Source organism: Anaerococcus sp. (genome assembly GCF_022770135.1).
Taxonomy (GTDB): domain Bacteria; phylum Bacillota; class Clostridia; order Tissierellales; family Peptoniphilaceae; genus Anaerococcus.
The window spans coordinates 11759-27688 of sequence record NZ_JALEIL010000019.1; the positions used below are offsets into that span (position 1 = coordinate 11759).

The following is a 15930-nucleotide window of genomic DNA, read 5'->3' on the forward strand; positions in this document are numbered from 1 at the left end:
TTAAATAAGATTTAACGACCACCGAGTAATCAGTGGTTCTTTTATTTAAAAAGCACTTGAGGTCTTAATCCCTACAAGTGCTTTTTGCTTGGTCAAATATCTTATAATATTCTTCTATTTGTTTTTTGATATCATCTTTTCCGAATATATCTGAACCTGAAACTATCTCGTCACATCCAGCTTCGATTACTCTACTTACGTTAGTAGTTTTGATACCTCCATCTATCTCAATCTTAGTATCAAGCTTATTATCATCAATATATTCTCTAAAAATCCTAACCTTATCGAGGCTATCTTCCATAAAACTTTGCCCGCCAAATCCTGGCTCGACACTCATTACGAGTACGCAATCCAAATTTTTTAGGAAGGGCAAAATCTCTTTTGGATCTGTCGCAGGCTTTAGAGTAATTCCTGCTTCTATGCCAAAAGACTTTATAAGGCTAATTACTTCGCTTGGATTATCAGTAGCCTCTATATGAAAAGTTATCCTATCAGATCCTGCTTTTACGAATCTTTCTATATATCTTTCAGGTCTTTCTATCATAAGGTGAGTATCAAAGAAATAATCATTTCTCTTTCTGATATCTTCTATTATCTTGAAGCCAAAGGAGATGTTTGGAACAAAGATTCCATCCATGACGTCTATATGAAGCATCTTAAGTCTCGTATCTTTAGTATCGTCAAGATTTTCTTGTAGTCTTGAAAAGTCACATGAAAGTATTGAAGGTGCTAGTTCTACCATTTATTTTCTCTCCTTTTTTTAACTTCCTCAAAAAGCATGAGATAATTATCATACCTACTTTTAGAAATAAGACCATCAGCTAGAGAGCTTTTTACTCCACAGGCTGGTTCATTGATATGGTTACAATCCTTAAACTTACATTTCTTATCTCTAAATTCCCTAAACAAATACTTTAATTCTTTCTCATCTTCTATAAAGTCGATATCAAAAGAGTCAAAGCCAGGGGTGTCAAAGAGGAAACTATCCTCTCCGATTTTAAATATTTCTGTATGTCGGGTAGTGTTCTTCCCCCTCTTGCTCTTTTCAGAAATGGATCCAGTCTCTACATCTACATCGATTAAATTGTTAAGAAAGGTAGATTTACCCACACCGCTTGCTCCTGATACTGCTGATGTCTTATTTTTTAGGATTTCAAGTATTCTCTCTTTAGGAAAATTATTGAAATTATCTAGACTTATAAGCTTATATCCTATATTTTCGTAAATTTTCTCGAAATCTTCTACTTCTTTTCTCTCACACAAGTCAAGTTTGGATAGGACTATCACCACATCCATATCCTTGTACTCGCACATGGCAAGATATTTATCGAGATTGTAGAGATTTAGGATTGGGTCCTTGATTGTCGCAAATAGTAAAATCTGGTCTATGTTAGAAATATTTGGTCTTTTTATTTCGTTCTTTCTTGGAAGAATTTCTGTAATATAGGCCTTATGATCTTCAAGATCATCGATTACTACATTATCCCCAACCAGAGGCTTAATCTTTTTTACTCTGAAATTACCCCTAGCCTTGGCCATTAGGATCTTTCCATTACAATCTACATAATATAATTCTTTTTGAGCTTTGATAATCTTTCCTTGTTTCAATTTACTGTATACACTCCGTAAGATTCATCATCTACCAAGACTTCAAATTTGGTATTTTGTACAGCTTGGAAGTTTAGTTGTAGGACTTGGCTTTCATCTAAATCCTTGCTAGTTTGATTTTGGTCATATAAGATGTCGCTTCTCTTATCGTTGTCATCAAGCTTGTAAATTTTGACGTTGAATTTATCTTTACCATTATTTATATTAAGTCTCAGATCTACATTTTTAGCTTGATTTGTCCTATCTTCCTTATCCTTTTCTTTCTCCTTCTTTCCATTAGATATTACTAAATCTATTTGAGATTGTGGTGCTACTAGGGTTCCTTCAGATATGGATTGACTTATAACGTTGCCCTTTTCTACATCTTCACTTTCCGTGTAATCTACATTTCTAAGGACAAGTCCGTATTGACTGATTAGACTTGCTGCTTGTTCCTCGCTCATACCAATAAGACTAGGGACTTCTATATTCTCAATCTTCTCCTCAGGTCCTGCACTAATAATAAGGTCGACCTTACTTCCTGCTTGAAGGTTTGTAGAAGATCTTGGATTTTGATCAATGATTAAGTCTTTTTCGACTTGATCACTATATTCCGTGCTCGTCCTTCCTATACTTAGACCCAGCTCTTTGAGTTTTTCTTCTGCCTCTGTTAGATTGAGTCCAGCAAGATCTGGCACGCTCACTTCTCTTCCAGCACTGATTACAAGATTTACTGTAGTTCCTTTTTTAACTTCAGTGTTTGCCTCAGGGTCTTGCTTCATTACCTTACCCTTGTCATAATCGTCGCTTTCTTCTGTCCTTGAGATATTTGCCTTAAGGCCTCTCTTTTCGAGTTCCTTGACTGCCATCTCTTGGCTTAGGTTAATTACCGTTGGAACTTCCAGAACATCTACTTTTGGTCTAGACATAAAATGATACACTGCTCCAACCAATATTAGAGCAAGCAAGGCCAGTGGCCAAATCTTAAGTGATTTATTTTTCTCCTTTTCTTCTGGTTCTTCATCTGTAGGAGAAACATAAACTGCTTCTTCGGACTTTGGAGTCACTTCCTTCTTTGCTTTTTTCTTCTTTTTCTTTTCCTTATTTGGGACAACTATTGGAATTCTCGCTGTCTCTTCAAGGACCTGCTTGTTAGAGAAATTCTGATTTTCAAGACTATCTATAAGCTCTGTCGCATTTAGGAATCTATTGCCCGGCTCCTTTTCAAGAAGCTTCATAATAATAAAATTTAGATGATCAGAAAGATCAGGATTTAATTCCTTGGCAGGCCTTGCCTTATCTTGAATATGCATTACAGCAATTCCTACAGAATTGTCCGCATCAAATGGAACCTTTCCTGTTGCCATCTCATACATCACAGCTCCAAGAGAATACAGATCGCTTTTCTCATCGACAATCTTACCCTTGGCTTGTTCTGGTGATATATAATGAACTGTTCCTAGAATGGAAGATGTATATGTTATGGTAGCATTTGATGAGACTCTCGCTATACCAAAGTCAGTGACCTTGGCAAGTCCAAACTTATCTATCAAAATGTTTTGTGGCTTGATATCCCTGTGGATAATACCTGATGCGTGGGCAGACTTTAGGGCTTGGGCTATCTGCACAGAATAATCTATTATATCGTGGTTAGAAAGCTTTCCTTCTTCATCTATTAGATCCTTAAGAGTTTGCCCTTCAACATATTCCATGACTATATAGTAAATCTTTCTTCCTTCAAGGAGGTCTTCTCCTATATCGTAGACATTTACTATATTGACATGATTAAGCTTTGCAGCAGACTGAGCTTCATTGTTGAATTTCTTTAGAAACTCTTCATCTTCTGCATACTGATCCTTAAGTACCTTAATGGCAACAAATCTATCCAAAAGCCTATCTTTGGCCTTGTAGACCTTAGCCATTCCTCCAAGGCCAATCTGCTCTATAATCTCGTACCTATTGTCCAAAATTATCTTTTCCATATTACCTCTTATATTAAAATCGTGGTCACTGTTATATTATCGCGACCACCCTTATTAAGTGCTAGTTCAACAAGTCTTGATGAGATATCATATGCCTCATCAGATTCGTTAACTACTTTAGTTATCTCTTCATCTGTAAGCTCGTTAGACAAACCATCTGTAAACATCAAAACTACATCCCCATCTTTCATGGAGAAAGTCTGACTTTCTGGCTCTATCACATCTTCTGTGCCAACTGCCTTGGTTATAGCAGACTTGTTGATGAAGTTTTCTGCCTCGTCTTCTGTTAGAGAACCTGTATCTATTAGGTCATTAATCAAAGAGTGGTCTCTCGTTTTTAGGCTAAGTTTTTTATCCTGGTAGATATAAATCCTAGAATCTCCAACATGAGATATGTAATAAGTAGCATTTTTCCTATCAATTATCATGCAAACTACAGTAGTCCCCATCCTAAGACCTTCGCTGTCGTCTGACAATTCATAGATCTTGTCGTTGGCATACTTTATAGCTTCCTCTTGAAGATCGATATAGGATGAGTAGTCATCTAAGTTTGCCTTTTCAATAAATTCTATATAAGACTTACTAGCAAGCTTACTTGCGACTTCTCCCCTGCTATGACCTCCCATCCCATCGGCAACTATAAAAAAATCCAAATCGCCAATGGTCGTATTTGCATAAGCATCTTCATTTTCCTGCCTTATTTTTCCAATATTTGATATTGTACTAAATTTCATGCTCACCTCGCATAATTATTTCTAAGCTGACCACAAGATGCATCGATATCTGATCCCATCGACTTTCTAATGGTTGTGTTTAATTTTTTCTTTAAAAGTTTATCCCTAAAGTCTCTTAGGGCAGTAGATTTGGGCCTATCATAAGAAAACTCCTCGATTGGATTTAGGGGAATTAAATTGATGTGGACGTTTTTGCCCTTAAATAGGCTGGTTAAATTAGATACGTCACTATCAAGATTATTGACCCCATCAATCACTACATACTCGAAGCTTACCCTTCTTTTGGTCCTATCCAGATAATAATCTGTCGCCTCCATTAGACTCCCAATGCTGTATTTGTTGGCAATCGGCATAAATTTACGTCTTTTATCATCATCTGCATAGTGAAGGGAGACTGCTAGATTTACATCAAGACCACTATCCGCAAGCTTTCTAATCATTGGGCTTAGGCCAGAAGTAGAAAGTGTAATAGACCTATGGGATAAGTTTCTCCCTTTTTCGTCAGTGATAATTTCGATGAATTTTCTAATATTTTCGTAATTATCCAAAGGCTCACCTATGCCCATTATCACTATATTATTTATATCTCCATTGAGTCTCTCTAGTGCATAGACTTCTTCTATTAGTTCTCCTGCACTTAGGTTTCTTTCAAGCCCGTTTTTGGTTGAAGCACAGAATTTACAGCCCATCCTGCAACCTACTTGCGAAGATATACATATAGTTTTTCTCTTATCATAATCCATAAAGACTGCCTCTATGATATTTCCATCAGCAAGAGAAAATAGGTATTTCTTTGTATTATCAAGCTCAGATACAAATTCCCTTTCTACTTTCATCTGAGGGAAGTCAAATTTTTCTGATAAATTCCCCCCCATATCCTTAGAAAGATCGCTCATTTGTGTAAAGTCGTTGACCTTATTTACATGAATTTGCCTATAAACTTGCTTGGCTCTGAATTTTTGATAGCCTTCTTTGGTGAAAATTTCTTCCAATTCCTTTATGGATTTGTCATTTAATTTATCTTTCATAATCTTTCTTCTTAAACTTACTTATAAAGAATCCGTCAGTTTTATCCTCGAAACTTACAAACTCTAGGTATTTCTTGCCATCAATTTCTAAAGAAGTTAATCTTTCATCTGCTTTTAAGAAATTATAATTATCGACATTTTCGATATTACCAAGAGTGCAAGTTGAATAGACTAGAATTCCACCTGGCTTAAGATATCTGATAGCAGAGACTAAAATTTGTCTTTGAAGCTCTGCCAAAGCTTTAATATCAGCCATAGTTCTATTGTATCTAATCTCAGGCTTTCTCGCCATTACTCCAAGTCCAGAGCAAGGGGCATCGACCAAGACATAGTCGAATTTTTCCTCAAAATCAGATCTGCACACACTCGCATCAAAAGAGTCAATCTCAATATTACTGAGGCCTAATCTTTTGATGTTTTCTCTTATAAGACTTAACTTATTCCTAGAGATGTCATTTGCTATTATTTTACCAGAATTTCTGCTATATTCAGCAAGGTAGCTAGTCTTAGTACCTGGAGCTGCACATAAGTCTAGGATTTTTGAATCCTCTTTGGGATCAAGAACCTCAACCGTCTTCATGCTTGCTTCTTGTTGGATAGTAAAAAGTCCCTCCTTAAACTCACTAGTGGCTACAAGGCCTGAAGGATTCTTTACCAAAAGAGCATTTTCACTTATCTTTGATTCTTCTAATTCAAATCCCTTAGCTTTAAGCTTTTTAATTAGACTTTCCTTATCAGCCTTTAATCTATTAATCCTAATAGAAAGTACCGCCTCACTATTGCTATAGCGTAGGAAGGCTTTAGTATAATCCATGCCGTAGTTATCAAATATATATCTAGTGATATCCTCTGGCATAGAGTATCTCACAGAAAGTGACTTTATATCATCACTTATCTTAATCTTTGCTATTTTCTTCTCTTCTCTTATAAAATTTCTTAAGATAGCATTTACAAAGCCAGATGATCTTTTATTCTTTTTCTTTGTAAGTTCAACTAGCTTATCCACTGTGGCATAATCCTTAGTTTCTAAAAAATGTATATTGTAGATTCCGATTTCTAGAATAGTAAGGACATTTTTGTGGATTTTCTTAAGTCTTATCTTGGATAATTTTCCTATCATATAATCTATATAGATTTTATTTTCCAGGACTCCATAAATAACTTTGGTAGCGTATGGGAGATTATCGACTCTCTTTTCTAGATAATTTATCTCCTCGTTACTCTTCTTATCCTCGTAGATGGTCCTTACAAGTGAGTTAAGTATTAGTTCTAAATCATTCATTGGCTAAAGTAATTTTTTCTTCGAAAGTATTGCCCATGAGGAAGGACTTAGTATCCATGGCCTTCTTTCCTGGAAATTGAATTTTCTCTACCCTAATAGCCCCATCTTTTGTTCCAATTACAATTTTTTCCTTAGGATTTGCCTCATAAACAAAGCCAGGCTTTCCTTCATAGCCTTGGGCGATTTCTGCCTTGTAAACCTTAACATTTGATCCTTCATAAACAAAAAAGGCTGCAGGATATTCAACAAAGGCTCTGATTTTATTAATAATTTCTGAAGAACTTTTATTCCAATCGATTCTTCCCATATCTTTTGTGATTTTTGTACAGAAAGTCGCTTGGCTATCGTCTTGTTTTTCTCTATTTTTATAGACTTCATCGAAGTTTAAGATAGTTTTTCTAATTGCCTTCGCCCCTATTTCGCTAAGTTTCTCTTCAAGACTTGTGTAATCATCACTATCTTCTATTGGAACTTCCTCTTGGATAAGTATATCACCGGAATCCATTCCCTTTTCTATAAGCATAGTTGTAGCTGCAGTTACATTATCTCCATTTAATAGAGAAAACTGCATAGGGCTTGCTCCTCTGTAGGCTGGAAGGATTGATGGATGAAGATTAATTATCCTATCTTCGTAGGCTTCAAGTAAGTCCTTGCCTATAAGTTGCCCAAAGGCTACAACTACAATATAGTCGATATCTAACTCTTTGAGGCCTTCTACAAATTCAGGGCTATTTACTGTCTTTGGAGTTAGAACATCAATCCCCTTATCCTCAGCATATTTCTTAATCTCTGTTGGTGTAACTTTTCCCCTATTTCTCTTCTTATCAGGAGAGCTTACAACAAGCTTTACGTCTATATTTTCATCATTATAAAGAACATCCAAAGTTCGCACTGCAAACTTTGGATTGCCCATAAAACATATATTAATCATTTTCTGTATCGAATTTAACCTCTTCAATAGCCTTATCCCTAAAGAGAATTCCATCTAGATGGTCTATCTCATGAGATAAGATTTCTGCTGGAAAACCATGGGCATCCCAGACCTTTTCGTTTCCTTCTTCGTCTAAATATTTTACTTTAAGGTGCTCTGGCCTTTTGACAGTCGCATTAAAATTAGGTATAGAAAGACAACCTTCAATACCAATCTGCTCTCCATCCGCTTCTATAATCTCAGGATTTACGAGCTTGACAAGCCCTGTAGTATCGTCATGTGGATCTACCACTATTATTCTTTTTAAAATTCCGACTTGAGGAGCAGCAAGACCGACACCATCGGCTTCATACATAGTATCAGCCATGTCGTCTAGTAAAACTTTAATTCTATCTGTAATTTCAGGGACAACTTTGGAAGTTTTTCTTAAAATTGGATCCCCTTCTTTTCTTATATTTCTAATTGCCATACTTCCTCCTTATCTACTTTATTGTACTTTTGTAAAGCTTATTTTCAATTCTTTGCAAAGTCTATAGAATATACCTGACTCTTGCCGTCATCACCTATGGTAACCCCGTGAATCCTTTCTGCAAGCTGCATTGTTGTCTGCCTGTGAGTTATCATTATAAATTGAGTCTTATCTGATAGGCTTGTTAAATATTCTATATATCTTTTGATATTTGTCTCATCTAAGGCAGCATCTATCTCATCTAGGATTGCAAAAGGAGCAGGATTGGTCTCAAATATTGCAAAGAGTAAGGCCACAGCCGTAAGAGCCTTCTCCCCTCCTGATAAAAGTGAAATTGACTTAAGGGACTTAGATGGAGGGCGGGCCTCTATTTCTATTCCTGCATTTAAGCTATCATCGCTATCTAGGATAAGCTTAGCATCTCCTCCAATAAATAGAGTCTTGAAAATTCTCGCGAATTTCTCATTTATAATTTTGAAGTTTTTGATAAACTCTTCCTTCATGTCCTTTTCAAGCCTTTTAATCATTGTTTCAATATCTGACTTGGAATTTACAAGATCTGTCATCTGCTTATCCAAGAAATCAAAGTCTTCTTTGGCTTCCATGTAGGCTTCTAGGGAATTTTCATCAAAAAATCCAATAGTGTTTATCTTTCTTTGAAGGTCGACTAAAGACTTTTTGCTTACTTTATCAAAGCTTAAGTCCTTATATTTCTTATCCATCTCATCTAGACTTTGACTAATAAATGGACTAATCTCATCTATAATAGAATCATATTTCTCTGTCGCAGTAGAAAGCGCGTAATCACTTTTTACCTTTTCAATATTCAATTCCTTTATTTTATCATCGACTTTCTTTTCTTTTTCAAGCATAGCGGAGTTTTCTTCCTCCATCTTAATTTTATCTTCTGATAAAATTTTAAGTTTTTCTTCTTCTTCACTAATCTTTTTCTTAGAAAAGTCAATTACTTTTTTGAGATTTTGCTCGTCCCTATCGATTTCTCCTATAGACTTATCGATTTCAAGCTTAAGTTTATTCTCCATCCTATAAGATTCATCCAAATCTCTTAGGGAATTCTTAAGTTCTGTGATTGTATTTACAATGAGATTTATATCTCTAGTAATCATATCAGCAGTATTTTCAAGCTTGATATTTTCCTTTTCCTTAAGGCTAAAAGTATTTTCTTTATCTGCTATCGAAACTTTTATCTCTTCGATTTCTTCTCTTAGTCTGTCACGATCTTTCCTAAGGCTTTCTATATCTAAGGATCCAGTAAGGACAAGATCATAGTCTTTTTCTTCAGAAAGCTCATCTTTTCTGTTGATAGCATTTTCGATTTTTATATTGATAGAGGAAAGCTTATTTTCTTTTTCTCTTAATGAGTTTTTTTCATCTTCTATAAGGCTAGCAATTTCTTTAAGCTTATCGTCGAGGATATTTATATCAGAACTAATCTGTCTATAAGTCTCATTAAAATAGTCCTTTTTATTTCTCAAAGAAAGAATCCTATCCTTAATCTCTTCTAGTCTCTTGTTTCTGTTCAAAAGATTGGTATTTTTCTTCCTATTTTTATCATTACCAGCAACCATGGAACCCCAGTTGTTTATGATATCGAGATTCATGGTAATTATCCTAAAGCCCTTTATCTTATTTGAAAGACTGACAGCACTATCAATGTCTTTTACTACTACAGTTGATCCTAAGAAGTGGTCTATGATATTTGTAAGCTCTGCTGGAGCTTCGATCAAATCGTAGGCCATAGCCATTACCTCGTCTTCCATAGGCCTATCTTTCCTAAAGGATTTGATTGAATCTATAGGAAGGAAGGTAATTCTTCCCAGTCTATTCTTGTTTACAAAGTTAATTAACTCTCTTGTGTCGAGTTTAGTTCTCGTTACAATGTTTTGAAGACCTGGCCCCATTAGGTTGTCGATTACATCCTCATAGCCTTCCTTAACTCTTATAAGATTGGCAAGGGAATCCAAATACAAGTTGTCCAGACCGTAATCCTTAGTTTTATTCAGAAATTCTTGAATCGAATAAAAATATCCCCTATTTTTCTCAAGATTTTCCTTTTGGAGCTTGAATTCTGAAATCAAGGTCTTAAGATTGATATTATTTTCGGCATTAGCCTTTGATAAGTCATCACTTTCTTTTCTTTTATCTAAGAGATTTTTCCTATAGTCTTCTTCTTTTTTCTGAAAATCTTTTAGCTTGTTTCTGCCTTCTTTAACTTCTTCTTCAAGTTTATTTTTATTTTCATTAAGGATAAATAAGTCCTTTTCAAGAGCCTTAATTTTAGCCAGTCTTTCTTCGGCATCCTTTGCCTTTTTTTGATCAATTATTGCCTTAGATTTTTCCTCTACCTCGTAGTTATATATATCTCTTGATAGTTTATTTAATCTTAATTCTTCCCTAGTGCTTTTATCAACAAGCTCTTTTAATTCATTTTGTGTTTTATTGATTTTAGCTTGATTTTCTTCAAGACTTTGGCTTATTTCTTTAAGCTTATCTTTATTGTCATTTAAAGTTTTTTCTTGATTTTCTAGGTCTTTTTGGGCTTTAGCTCTTTTTTCTTCATTCGATGAAATATTTGACTTAAGTCTTTCTAAATCCTTGGAATTATAATCTTTTTTTTGTTGATTTAAGAGAATTTTACTTTGAGATTTCTCTATTGACTTGTTGTATTTGTCTATGCTCTCTTTGGTTTTTCTTATTTCTCCTTCTACTTCTTTATAATTTTTCGTAAATGGAGCAAGCTTTTTTCTGATATTATCAAGCTCTGTGGTAGAAATACTGATTTCTTTATCAAGCCTTCTGATATTATCGCTGGCCTTATTTTTTTCCTCTAATAGGGCTTTTGACTTATCTTTTAGATAAAAATAAGCTCTCTGGTCAAGCTGCTCTGTTAATCGCTCATTTTCTTCGTAATTTTCCTTGTAGGTCTTAAGGAGATCAAGTTCTTTTTTCTTGTATTCCCAGTCTCTTTCTATGACTTCAAGGTCATCGCTTACCCTATCCAGTTTCTTATTTGCTTCATCTCGTCTAAACTTATGCTTGGCTATACCGCTAGCTTCCTCAAAGATATTTCTCCTATCCTTGGCAGAAGATGATATGATTTCCTCAATCCTACCTTGGGAGATAATTGAGTAACCTTCCTTACCGACTCCGGTATCGAGAAAAAGTTCCCTTATATCTTTAAGCCTTACCTTCTTCCCATTAATCCTATACTCATTTTCCCCGTCTCTGTAGATTCGTCTTGAAATTTTCACCTTATCGTAGCTTACATCAAGAGCCTTTTCCTCATTTGAAAAGTTTAGGTTTACTTCTGCAAGATTAAGAGACTTGGAGTTTTCTCCTCCTTGAAAGATTACATCGTTCATCTTAGATCCTCTGAGGCTTTTTGCAGATTGCTCTCCCAAAACCCATCTTATGGCATCAGAGATGTTGCTTTTGCCCGATCCATTGGGACCAACCACGGCAGTAATCTTATCATCAAATTCAATTTTTGTCCTATCAGCGAAGGACTTAAAGCCCTTTAGCTCAATATTTTCTAATCTAATATCAAATCACCACCGTAAGTTTCCTTTACATAAGAGTAGATAAATCCATCTAAATCAAGTCCTATTTCCCTACCTTCTAAGCTAATGAAATCTGACTCATCTGCCTCAAAAGACATATTTATTCCATATTTTCGGTAGAAATATTTCTTATTGGACTTTTTGTTGCCGGCAATTATGGATATGCTCCTATTGTCTGTGTGTATAGTAAAGTCCTTATCTATATTTTCTCTTTCGATAAGCTCTTCTAGATATTTCCTATAGACCAAGGATTCCGTTAATTGCCTGATAGCAGGATGGAAGGGACCTGCAACCACATCCACACCTTCATTAATGTTTTCAGTAGTCTGTAGACCGATTCTTATCACGTCTATATCCTTTGCCCTGTAGATCATGTAAAGCTCAGCAGAAAGATCGACCGCTTCTTCTAGGTCGAGTGGCTTATAAAGACCAAGATTATAAAGAGCTTCAAGCTTGGTATCTTTTATTACAAGAGTTGGATAAATTCTTACCATATTAGGATTCATATTGGCTGAGTCAATAGCTGTCTTAATAGACTTTTCATATTCATCCATAAAAAGTCCTGGCATAATCTGATGACCTAGGCTGAAGCCGTATTCTTTGATAAGCTCACTTGCCCTGTAGGAATCCTCGATCTTGTGACCTCTTTCATTATAGTCTAATACTTTCTGGTCGAGGGACTGGATTCCGAGCTCTATTACATCCACACTTTTTTCTTTTAATATATCTAGTATAGAATTATTTATATAATCAGGTCTAGTAGAAAGTCTGATTCTATCAATAATTCCCTTATCTTTGTAAGATTTTGCGACATCAAGATAAGCTATCATCACATCTTCATCAAGTCCTGTGAAAGATCCTCCAAAAAACGCCAGCTCATCGGCTTTTTCTTCTGGAAAATATGAAAGTTTTTTTTCGATTTCTCCTATAAGTTTTTCCTTATCTAGCTTGTCTTTGAAGTTTGTAATCTTTACTTGATTGCAAAAGGCACAATCGTGAGGACAACCCAAAAAAGGTATAAATATAGGAATAATATATTCTTTCTTAGCCATTTTTTCTCTTTATTTCTTTATATGCAGCTTGGGCAGCTTTTTGCTCTGCTTGCTTTTTATTCTTGCCTACTCCATAGGCCAAAACTTTGTTGCCAAGCTTCACAGCCATAGTAAAGGTCTTCTCATGTTCTGGGCCTTCTTCTTTGACAAGGACATATTTTAGGATTTTCCTGTCTTTTGCATTATGATATTCTTGAAGCTTAGTCTTATAATCATTGAAGATTGAGTCATCATTTATAATCTCAAGGGCTTCTTCTTTATAGTTTTTCTTCAAAAACTTAAACAAATTATCATAGGAAGAGTCCAAATAAATTGCTGCACAAACAGCTTCGAAGGTGTCTGCCTTTACATGCTTTTTAAGCTCGCCCCCACCTTGTTTTTCTCCATTTCCAAAGTTAAGGTAGGTTGACATTTCAAACTTCTCACAAGCCTTAGCAAATGATGATGTGCAAACTAGCCTTGATCTAGTCTTGGTTAGCCAGCCTTCAGGCTTCATAGAATAGTGTTTGAAGAGTACTTCGCTTACTATCATATCTAGGATAGAATCTCCCAAAAATTCTAGTCTTTCGTTGCTTTTTTTCTTTCCTTTGACCTCATTTGTATATGAAGAATGAGTAAAGGCTACATCAATCAAATCTTTATCATTGAAGGTGTAGCCGATACTTTTTTCAAATTCTTCTATTTTTTTTAGTCTATTATTAGAAATAGCCATTAATTCTTGCTCTCAATCACGCTGACAATATCAGCAAGTGTTTCAATCTCATCTAATTCTTCATCAGAAAACTCTACTGAATATTCATCCTCAATTAACATTATAAAATCAACTAAGTCGATAGAGTCGATGTCTAGATCAGAAATCTTGCTATCAAAGTCAATTTCGTTAGGATCGAGGTCAAGATTTTCAACTGCTAATTCTTTAAGTCTTTCTCTAATCAAATCAATTCTCCTTCTATTTTTTCAATAACATTCTTATCTATATAATCCATAAGCCCTAAAATAGCGTTTGAAATTGCAATTTCGTTGGCATTACCATGGGCCTTGTAGGCGTATGACTTAACTCCTAAAAGTGGAGCACCTCCAACTTCATCAGCAGAAAACTTATTAAACATAGCCTTAAGATCTTTCTTAAGGATTCCTGCTGCAAGCTTATTTGGTAAGGATTTATAAAATACGTCTTTAAGCTCCTTGCCCATTAGGCTAAAGATTCCTTCAGCTGTCTTTATAGCAATATTTCCATCAAACCCATCTGCAAGGATGACGTTGACCTTGCCAGTAAATAGGTCTCTTGCTTCGATATTTCCTACAAAGTTAAGATTTGCTTCTTTTAAGAGAGCGTAAGTTTCTTTGGCAAGTTTATTTCCCTTATGTTCCTCAACTCCAACATTGAGTAGGCCAATCTTTGGATTTTCTATATTAAGAACATTTTCTAGATATACTTTACCCATTAATCCGAATTCTTCCAAAAATTCTTTCTTACAATCCATATTGGCACCTGTATCCATAAGAAGGGTAGTCTCTCCTAGAGTTGGAAGGCTCGTAGCAAGGCAGGCCCTGTCGATTCCCTTAATTCTTTTGGCTATGAAAAGTCCTCCCGCAAGAAGTGCCCCGGTAGATCCTGCAGAAAGCACACCGTCGTAACCTTCTTCCTTGGATTTCTCAAAGGCCAATACTATTGATGCATTTTTCTTTCTTCTAATAGCCCTGGCTGGATCTTCGTCATTAGAGATAAATTCATCTGTACGGATAATTTCATAATCTTTTATCCTACCATCTATCAATTCTTCGATTTTGTCTTTATTTCCAACAAATACTGGAGTAAAGTCACGTTTTTCTTTGGCTATTATAGCTCCATCTACTAGGACTTTCTCGCCCTTATCTGCTCCGTAGGTATCAATTAATATCTTCATCTTTCCCTCTTTAAAATATTATATTAAAAAAGATAGTGTAAAACACTATCTTTACTCTACATCAAGAATTGTTTCGCCTTTATAATCTCCACAATTTGGGCAAACTCTGTGTGGAAGTTTTGGCTCATGACAATTTGGACACTCAACATAGTTTGATCTATTCAAAGTATAAGCTGAGGCTCTTCTTTTATTTTTTCTTGTTTTTGATGTTCTTCTCTTTGGTACTGCCATCTTTGACACCTCCTCTTATCAGTTTAGCAATCCTTTATATTATATAATGATAAGAGTTCTTTGTCAAGCTTCTACGATAGATTTTGTATCTCTTGCAATCATCAACTCTTCGTTAGTTGCAACAACCATTACCTTAACTGTTGAATCATCTGTAGATACTTCGTGAGCTCCACCACGAACGTTGTTCTTTTCATCATCGATCTTGATTCCGAATTGCTCGAATCCTTCCATGATGTCTTTTCTCATGTCGATTGAGTTTTCTCCGATTCCACCAGTAAATACTATGGCATCAACACTTCCGATTTCTGCCATGTAACCTGCTATATATCTTTTAGTTCTTGTTACAAACATGTCTAAGGCGTATTGAGCTCTCTTGTTTCCTTCTTTAGCAGCAGCTTCTAGGTCCCTAAAGTCTGAGCTTACTCCACTAACTCCAAGTACTCCAGATTCTTTGTTTAGGATATTTTCCATCTCGTCAGCTGTAAGATTTTTTTCTTTCATTATATATGTTACAGCTGTTGGATCGATATCACCTGATCTTGTACCCATGATTAGGCCTTCAAGTGGTGTTAGTCCCATTGATGTATCATAGCTTTTTCCTTCTTTGACAGCTGTGATTGAAGATCCATTTCCAAGGTGGCAAGAAATAATATTAAGTTCGTTTACATCTTTGCCAAGGATTTCTGCTGTCTTGTTAGTAATAAAGTTGTGGCTTGTTCCGTGGAAACCGTATTTTCTTATAGAATCTTCTTCATAGTATTTGTAGTCTATACCGTATAGGAAAGTTTTTTCTGGCATTGTTTGGTGGAAGGCTGTATCAAATACCGCAACATTTGGAACACCTTCAAGTAATTTTTCACAAGCTTCTAGTCCCATTAGGTTAGCTGGATTGTGAAGTGGGGCAAACTTGCTGTATTCTTCGATTGCGTCTCTTACTTCTTTGTCGATTAGACAAGATTTTGTGATTTTTTCTCCACCGTGTACGAATCTGTGGCCTACTGCATCGATTTCAGAAAGATCCTTGATAACTCCGTTTTCGCTATCTACTAGGGCATCAAATACGTGACCTACTGCCTCTGTATGATCTTTCATATCTTCTTCGATTGTAAATTCGTCATCACCCTTTTCTTGGATAAGTCTTGATCC

The 15930-nt window shown here is 35.5% G+C and carries 15 protein-coding genes; all 15 read right to left on the minus strand.

The genetic code is table 11. From position 1 onward, the window contains the following. Nucleotides 1–64 precede the first annotated feature (64 nt). Nucleotides 65–742, minus strand: coding sequence for a ribulose-phosphate 3-epimerase (gene rpe / locus MRZ08_RS00690; RefSeq protein ID WP_297378052.1), 678 nt, complete (start codon nt 740–742; stop codon nt 65–67). Then, nucleotides 736–1608, minus strand: a complete 873-nt coding sequence (gene rsgA, locus MRZ08_RS00695) for a ribosome small subunit-dependent GTPase A (RefSeq protein WP_297378055.1) — start codon at nt 1606–1608, stop codon at nt 736–738. The genes rpe and rsgA overlap by 7 nt, the downstream gene beginning before the upstream one ends. After that, nucleotides 1605–3569, minus strand: a complete 1965-nt coding sequence (gene pknB, locus MRZ08_RS00700; RefSeq protein WP_297378058.1) for a Stk1 family PASTA domain-containing Ser/Thr kinase — start codon at nt 3567–3569, stop codon at nt 1605–1607. Before pknB ends, rsgA begins: the two co-directional genes overlap by 4 nt. Before the next feature lie 8 nt (nt 3570–3577). Further along, nucleotides 3578–4303 carry a Stp1/IreP family PP2C-type Ser/Thr phosphatase gene (locus MRZ08_RS00705; protein ID WP_297378061.1) on the minus strand — a complete coding sequence of 242 codons (726 nt, stop codon included), beginning with the start codon at nt 4301–4303 and terminating at the stop codon, nt 3578–3580. A 2-nt stretch (nt 4304–4305) separates the two neighbouring features. Further along, entirely contained in the window at nt 4306–5331 is a 1026-nt protein-coding gene (gene rlmN / locus MRZ08_RS00710) for a 23S rRNA (adenine(2503)-C(2))-methyltransferase RlmN (protein ID WP_297378064.1), read from the minus strand. Next, nucleotides 5321–6613: a 16S rRNA (cytosine(967)-C(5))-methyltransferase RsmB gene (rsmB, locus tag MRZ08_RS00715; protein WP_297378067.1), complete on the minus strand. Its 1293-nt coding sequence runs from the start codon at nt 6611–6613 to the stop codon at nt 5321–5323. The genes rlmN and rsmB overlap by 11 nt, the downstream gene beginning before the upstream one ends. Next, on the minus strand, nt 6606–7544 hold the full coding sequence (gene fmt / locus MRZ08_RS00720; RefSeq protein ID WP_297378070.1) for a methionyl-tRNA formyltransferase: 939 nt from the start codon (nt 7542–7544) through the stop codon (nt 6606–6608). Before fmt ends, rsmB begins: the two co-directional genes overlap by 8 nt. Beyond that, nucleotides 7537–8013, minus strand: a complete 477-nt coding sequence (def, locus tag MRZ08_RS00725; protein ID WP_297378073.1) for a peptide deformylase — start codon at nt 8011–8013, stop codon at nt 7537–7539. Before def ends, fmt begins: the two co-directional genes overlap by 8 nt. Before the next feature lie 44 nt (nt 8014–8057). Continuing rightward, the gene (smc, locus tag MRZ08_RS00730) at nt 8058–11576 is read right to left on the minus strand and encodes a chromosome segregation protein SMC (RefSeq protein WP_297378095.1); all 3519 of its coding nucleotides are present in this window, start codon (nt 11574–11576) and stop codon (nt 8058–8060) included. Further along, entirely contained in the window at nt 11567–12646 is a 1080-nt protein-coding gene (locus MRZ08_RS00735) for a radical SAM protein (protein WP_297378075.1), read from the minus strand. Before MRZ08_RS00735 ends, smc begins: the two co-directional genes overlap by 10 nt. Further along, nucleotides 12639–13358: a ribonuclease III gene (gene rnc, locus MRZ08_RS00740; protein ID WP_297378078.1), complete on the minus strand. Its 720-nt coding sequence runs from the start codon at nt 13356–13358 to the stop codon at nt 12639–12641. Before rnc ends, MRZ08_RS00735 begins: the two co-directional genes overlap by 8 nt. Continuing rightward, entirely contained in the window at nt 13358–13582 is a 225-nt protein-coding gene (locus MRZ08_RS00745; protein ID WP_297378081.1) for an acyl carrier protein, read from the minus strand. Before MRZ08_RS00745 ends, rnc begins: the two co-directional genes overlap by 1 nt. Further along, complete coding sequence (gene plsX, locus MRZ08_RS00750) at nt 13579–14553, minus strand: phosphate acyltransferase PlsX (RefSeq protein WP_297378084.1); 975 nt, start codon at nt 14551–14553, stop codon at nt 13579–13581. The genes MRZ08_RS00745 and plsX overlap by 4 nt, the downstream gene beginning before the upstream one ends. A gap of 51 nt (nt 14554–14604) precedes the next feature. Continuing rightward, nucleotides 14605–14784, minus strand: a complete 180-nt coding sequence (gene rpmF / locus MRZ08_RS00755) for a 50S ribosomal protein L32 (protein ID WP_015777605.1) — start codon at nt 14782–14784, stop codon at nt 14605–14607. A 63-nt stretch (nt 14785–14847) separates the two neighbouring features. After that, nucleotides 14848–15930, minus strand: a 1083-nt coding sequence (locus MRZ08_RS00760) for an acetate kinase (RefSeq protein ID WP_297378092.1), incomplete at its 5' end; no start/stop codon positions are given.

Excerpts from the sequence above, each read along its gene's own strand:
- def (WP_297378073.1), bottom strand. The coding sequence starts at position 8,013 with ATGGCAATTAGAAATATAAGAAAAGAAGGGGATCCAATTTTAAGAAAA.
- MRZ08_RS00705 (WP_297378061.1), bottom strand. The coding sequence starts at position 4,303 with ATGAAATTTAGTACAATATCAAATATTGGAAAAATAAGGCAGGAAAAT.
- MRZ08_RS00735 (WP_297378075.1), bottom strand. The coding sequence starts at position 12,646 with ATGGCTAAGAAAGAATATATTATTCCTATATTTATACCTTTTTTGGGT.
- rpe (WP_297378052.1), bottom strand. The coding sequence starts at position 742 with ATGGTAGAACTAGCACCTTCAATACTTTCATGTGACTTTTCAAGACTA.
- rnc (WP_297378078.1), bottom strand. The coding sequence starts at position 13,358 with ATGGCTATTTCTAATAATAGACTAAAAAAAATAGAAGAATTTGAAAAA.
- rsmB (WP_297378067.1), bottom strand. The coding sequence starts at position 6,613 with ATGAATGATTTAGAACTAATACTTAACTCACTTGTAAGGACCATCTAC.
- rpmF (WP_015777605.1), bottom strand. The coding sequence starts at position 14,784 with ATGGCAGTACCAAAGAGAAGAACATCAAAAACAAGAAAAAATAAAAGA.
- plsX (WP_297378084.1), bottom strand. The coding sequence starts at position 14,553 with ATGAAGATATTAATTGATACCTACGGAGCAGATAAGGGCGAGAAAGTC.
- rlmN (WP_297378064.1), bottom strand. The coding sequence starts at position 5,331 with ATGAAAGATAAATTAAATGACAAATCCATAAAGGAATTGGAAGAAATT.
- pknB (WP_297378058.1), bottom strand. The coding sequence starts at position 3,569 with ATGGAAAAGATAATTTTGGACAATAGGTACGAGATTATAGAGCAGATT.
- fmt (WP_297378070.1), bottom strand. The coding sequence starts at position 7,544 with ATGATTAATATATGTTTTATGGGCAATCCAAAGTTTGCAGTGCGAACT.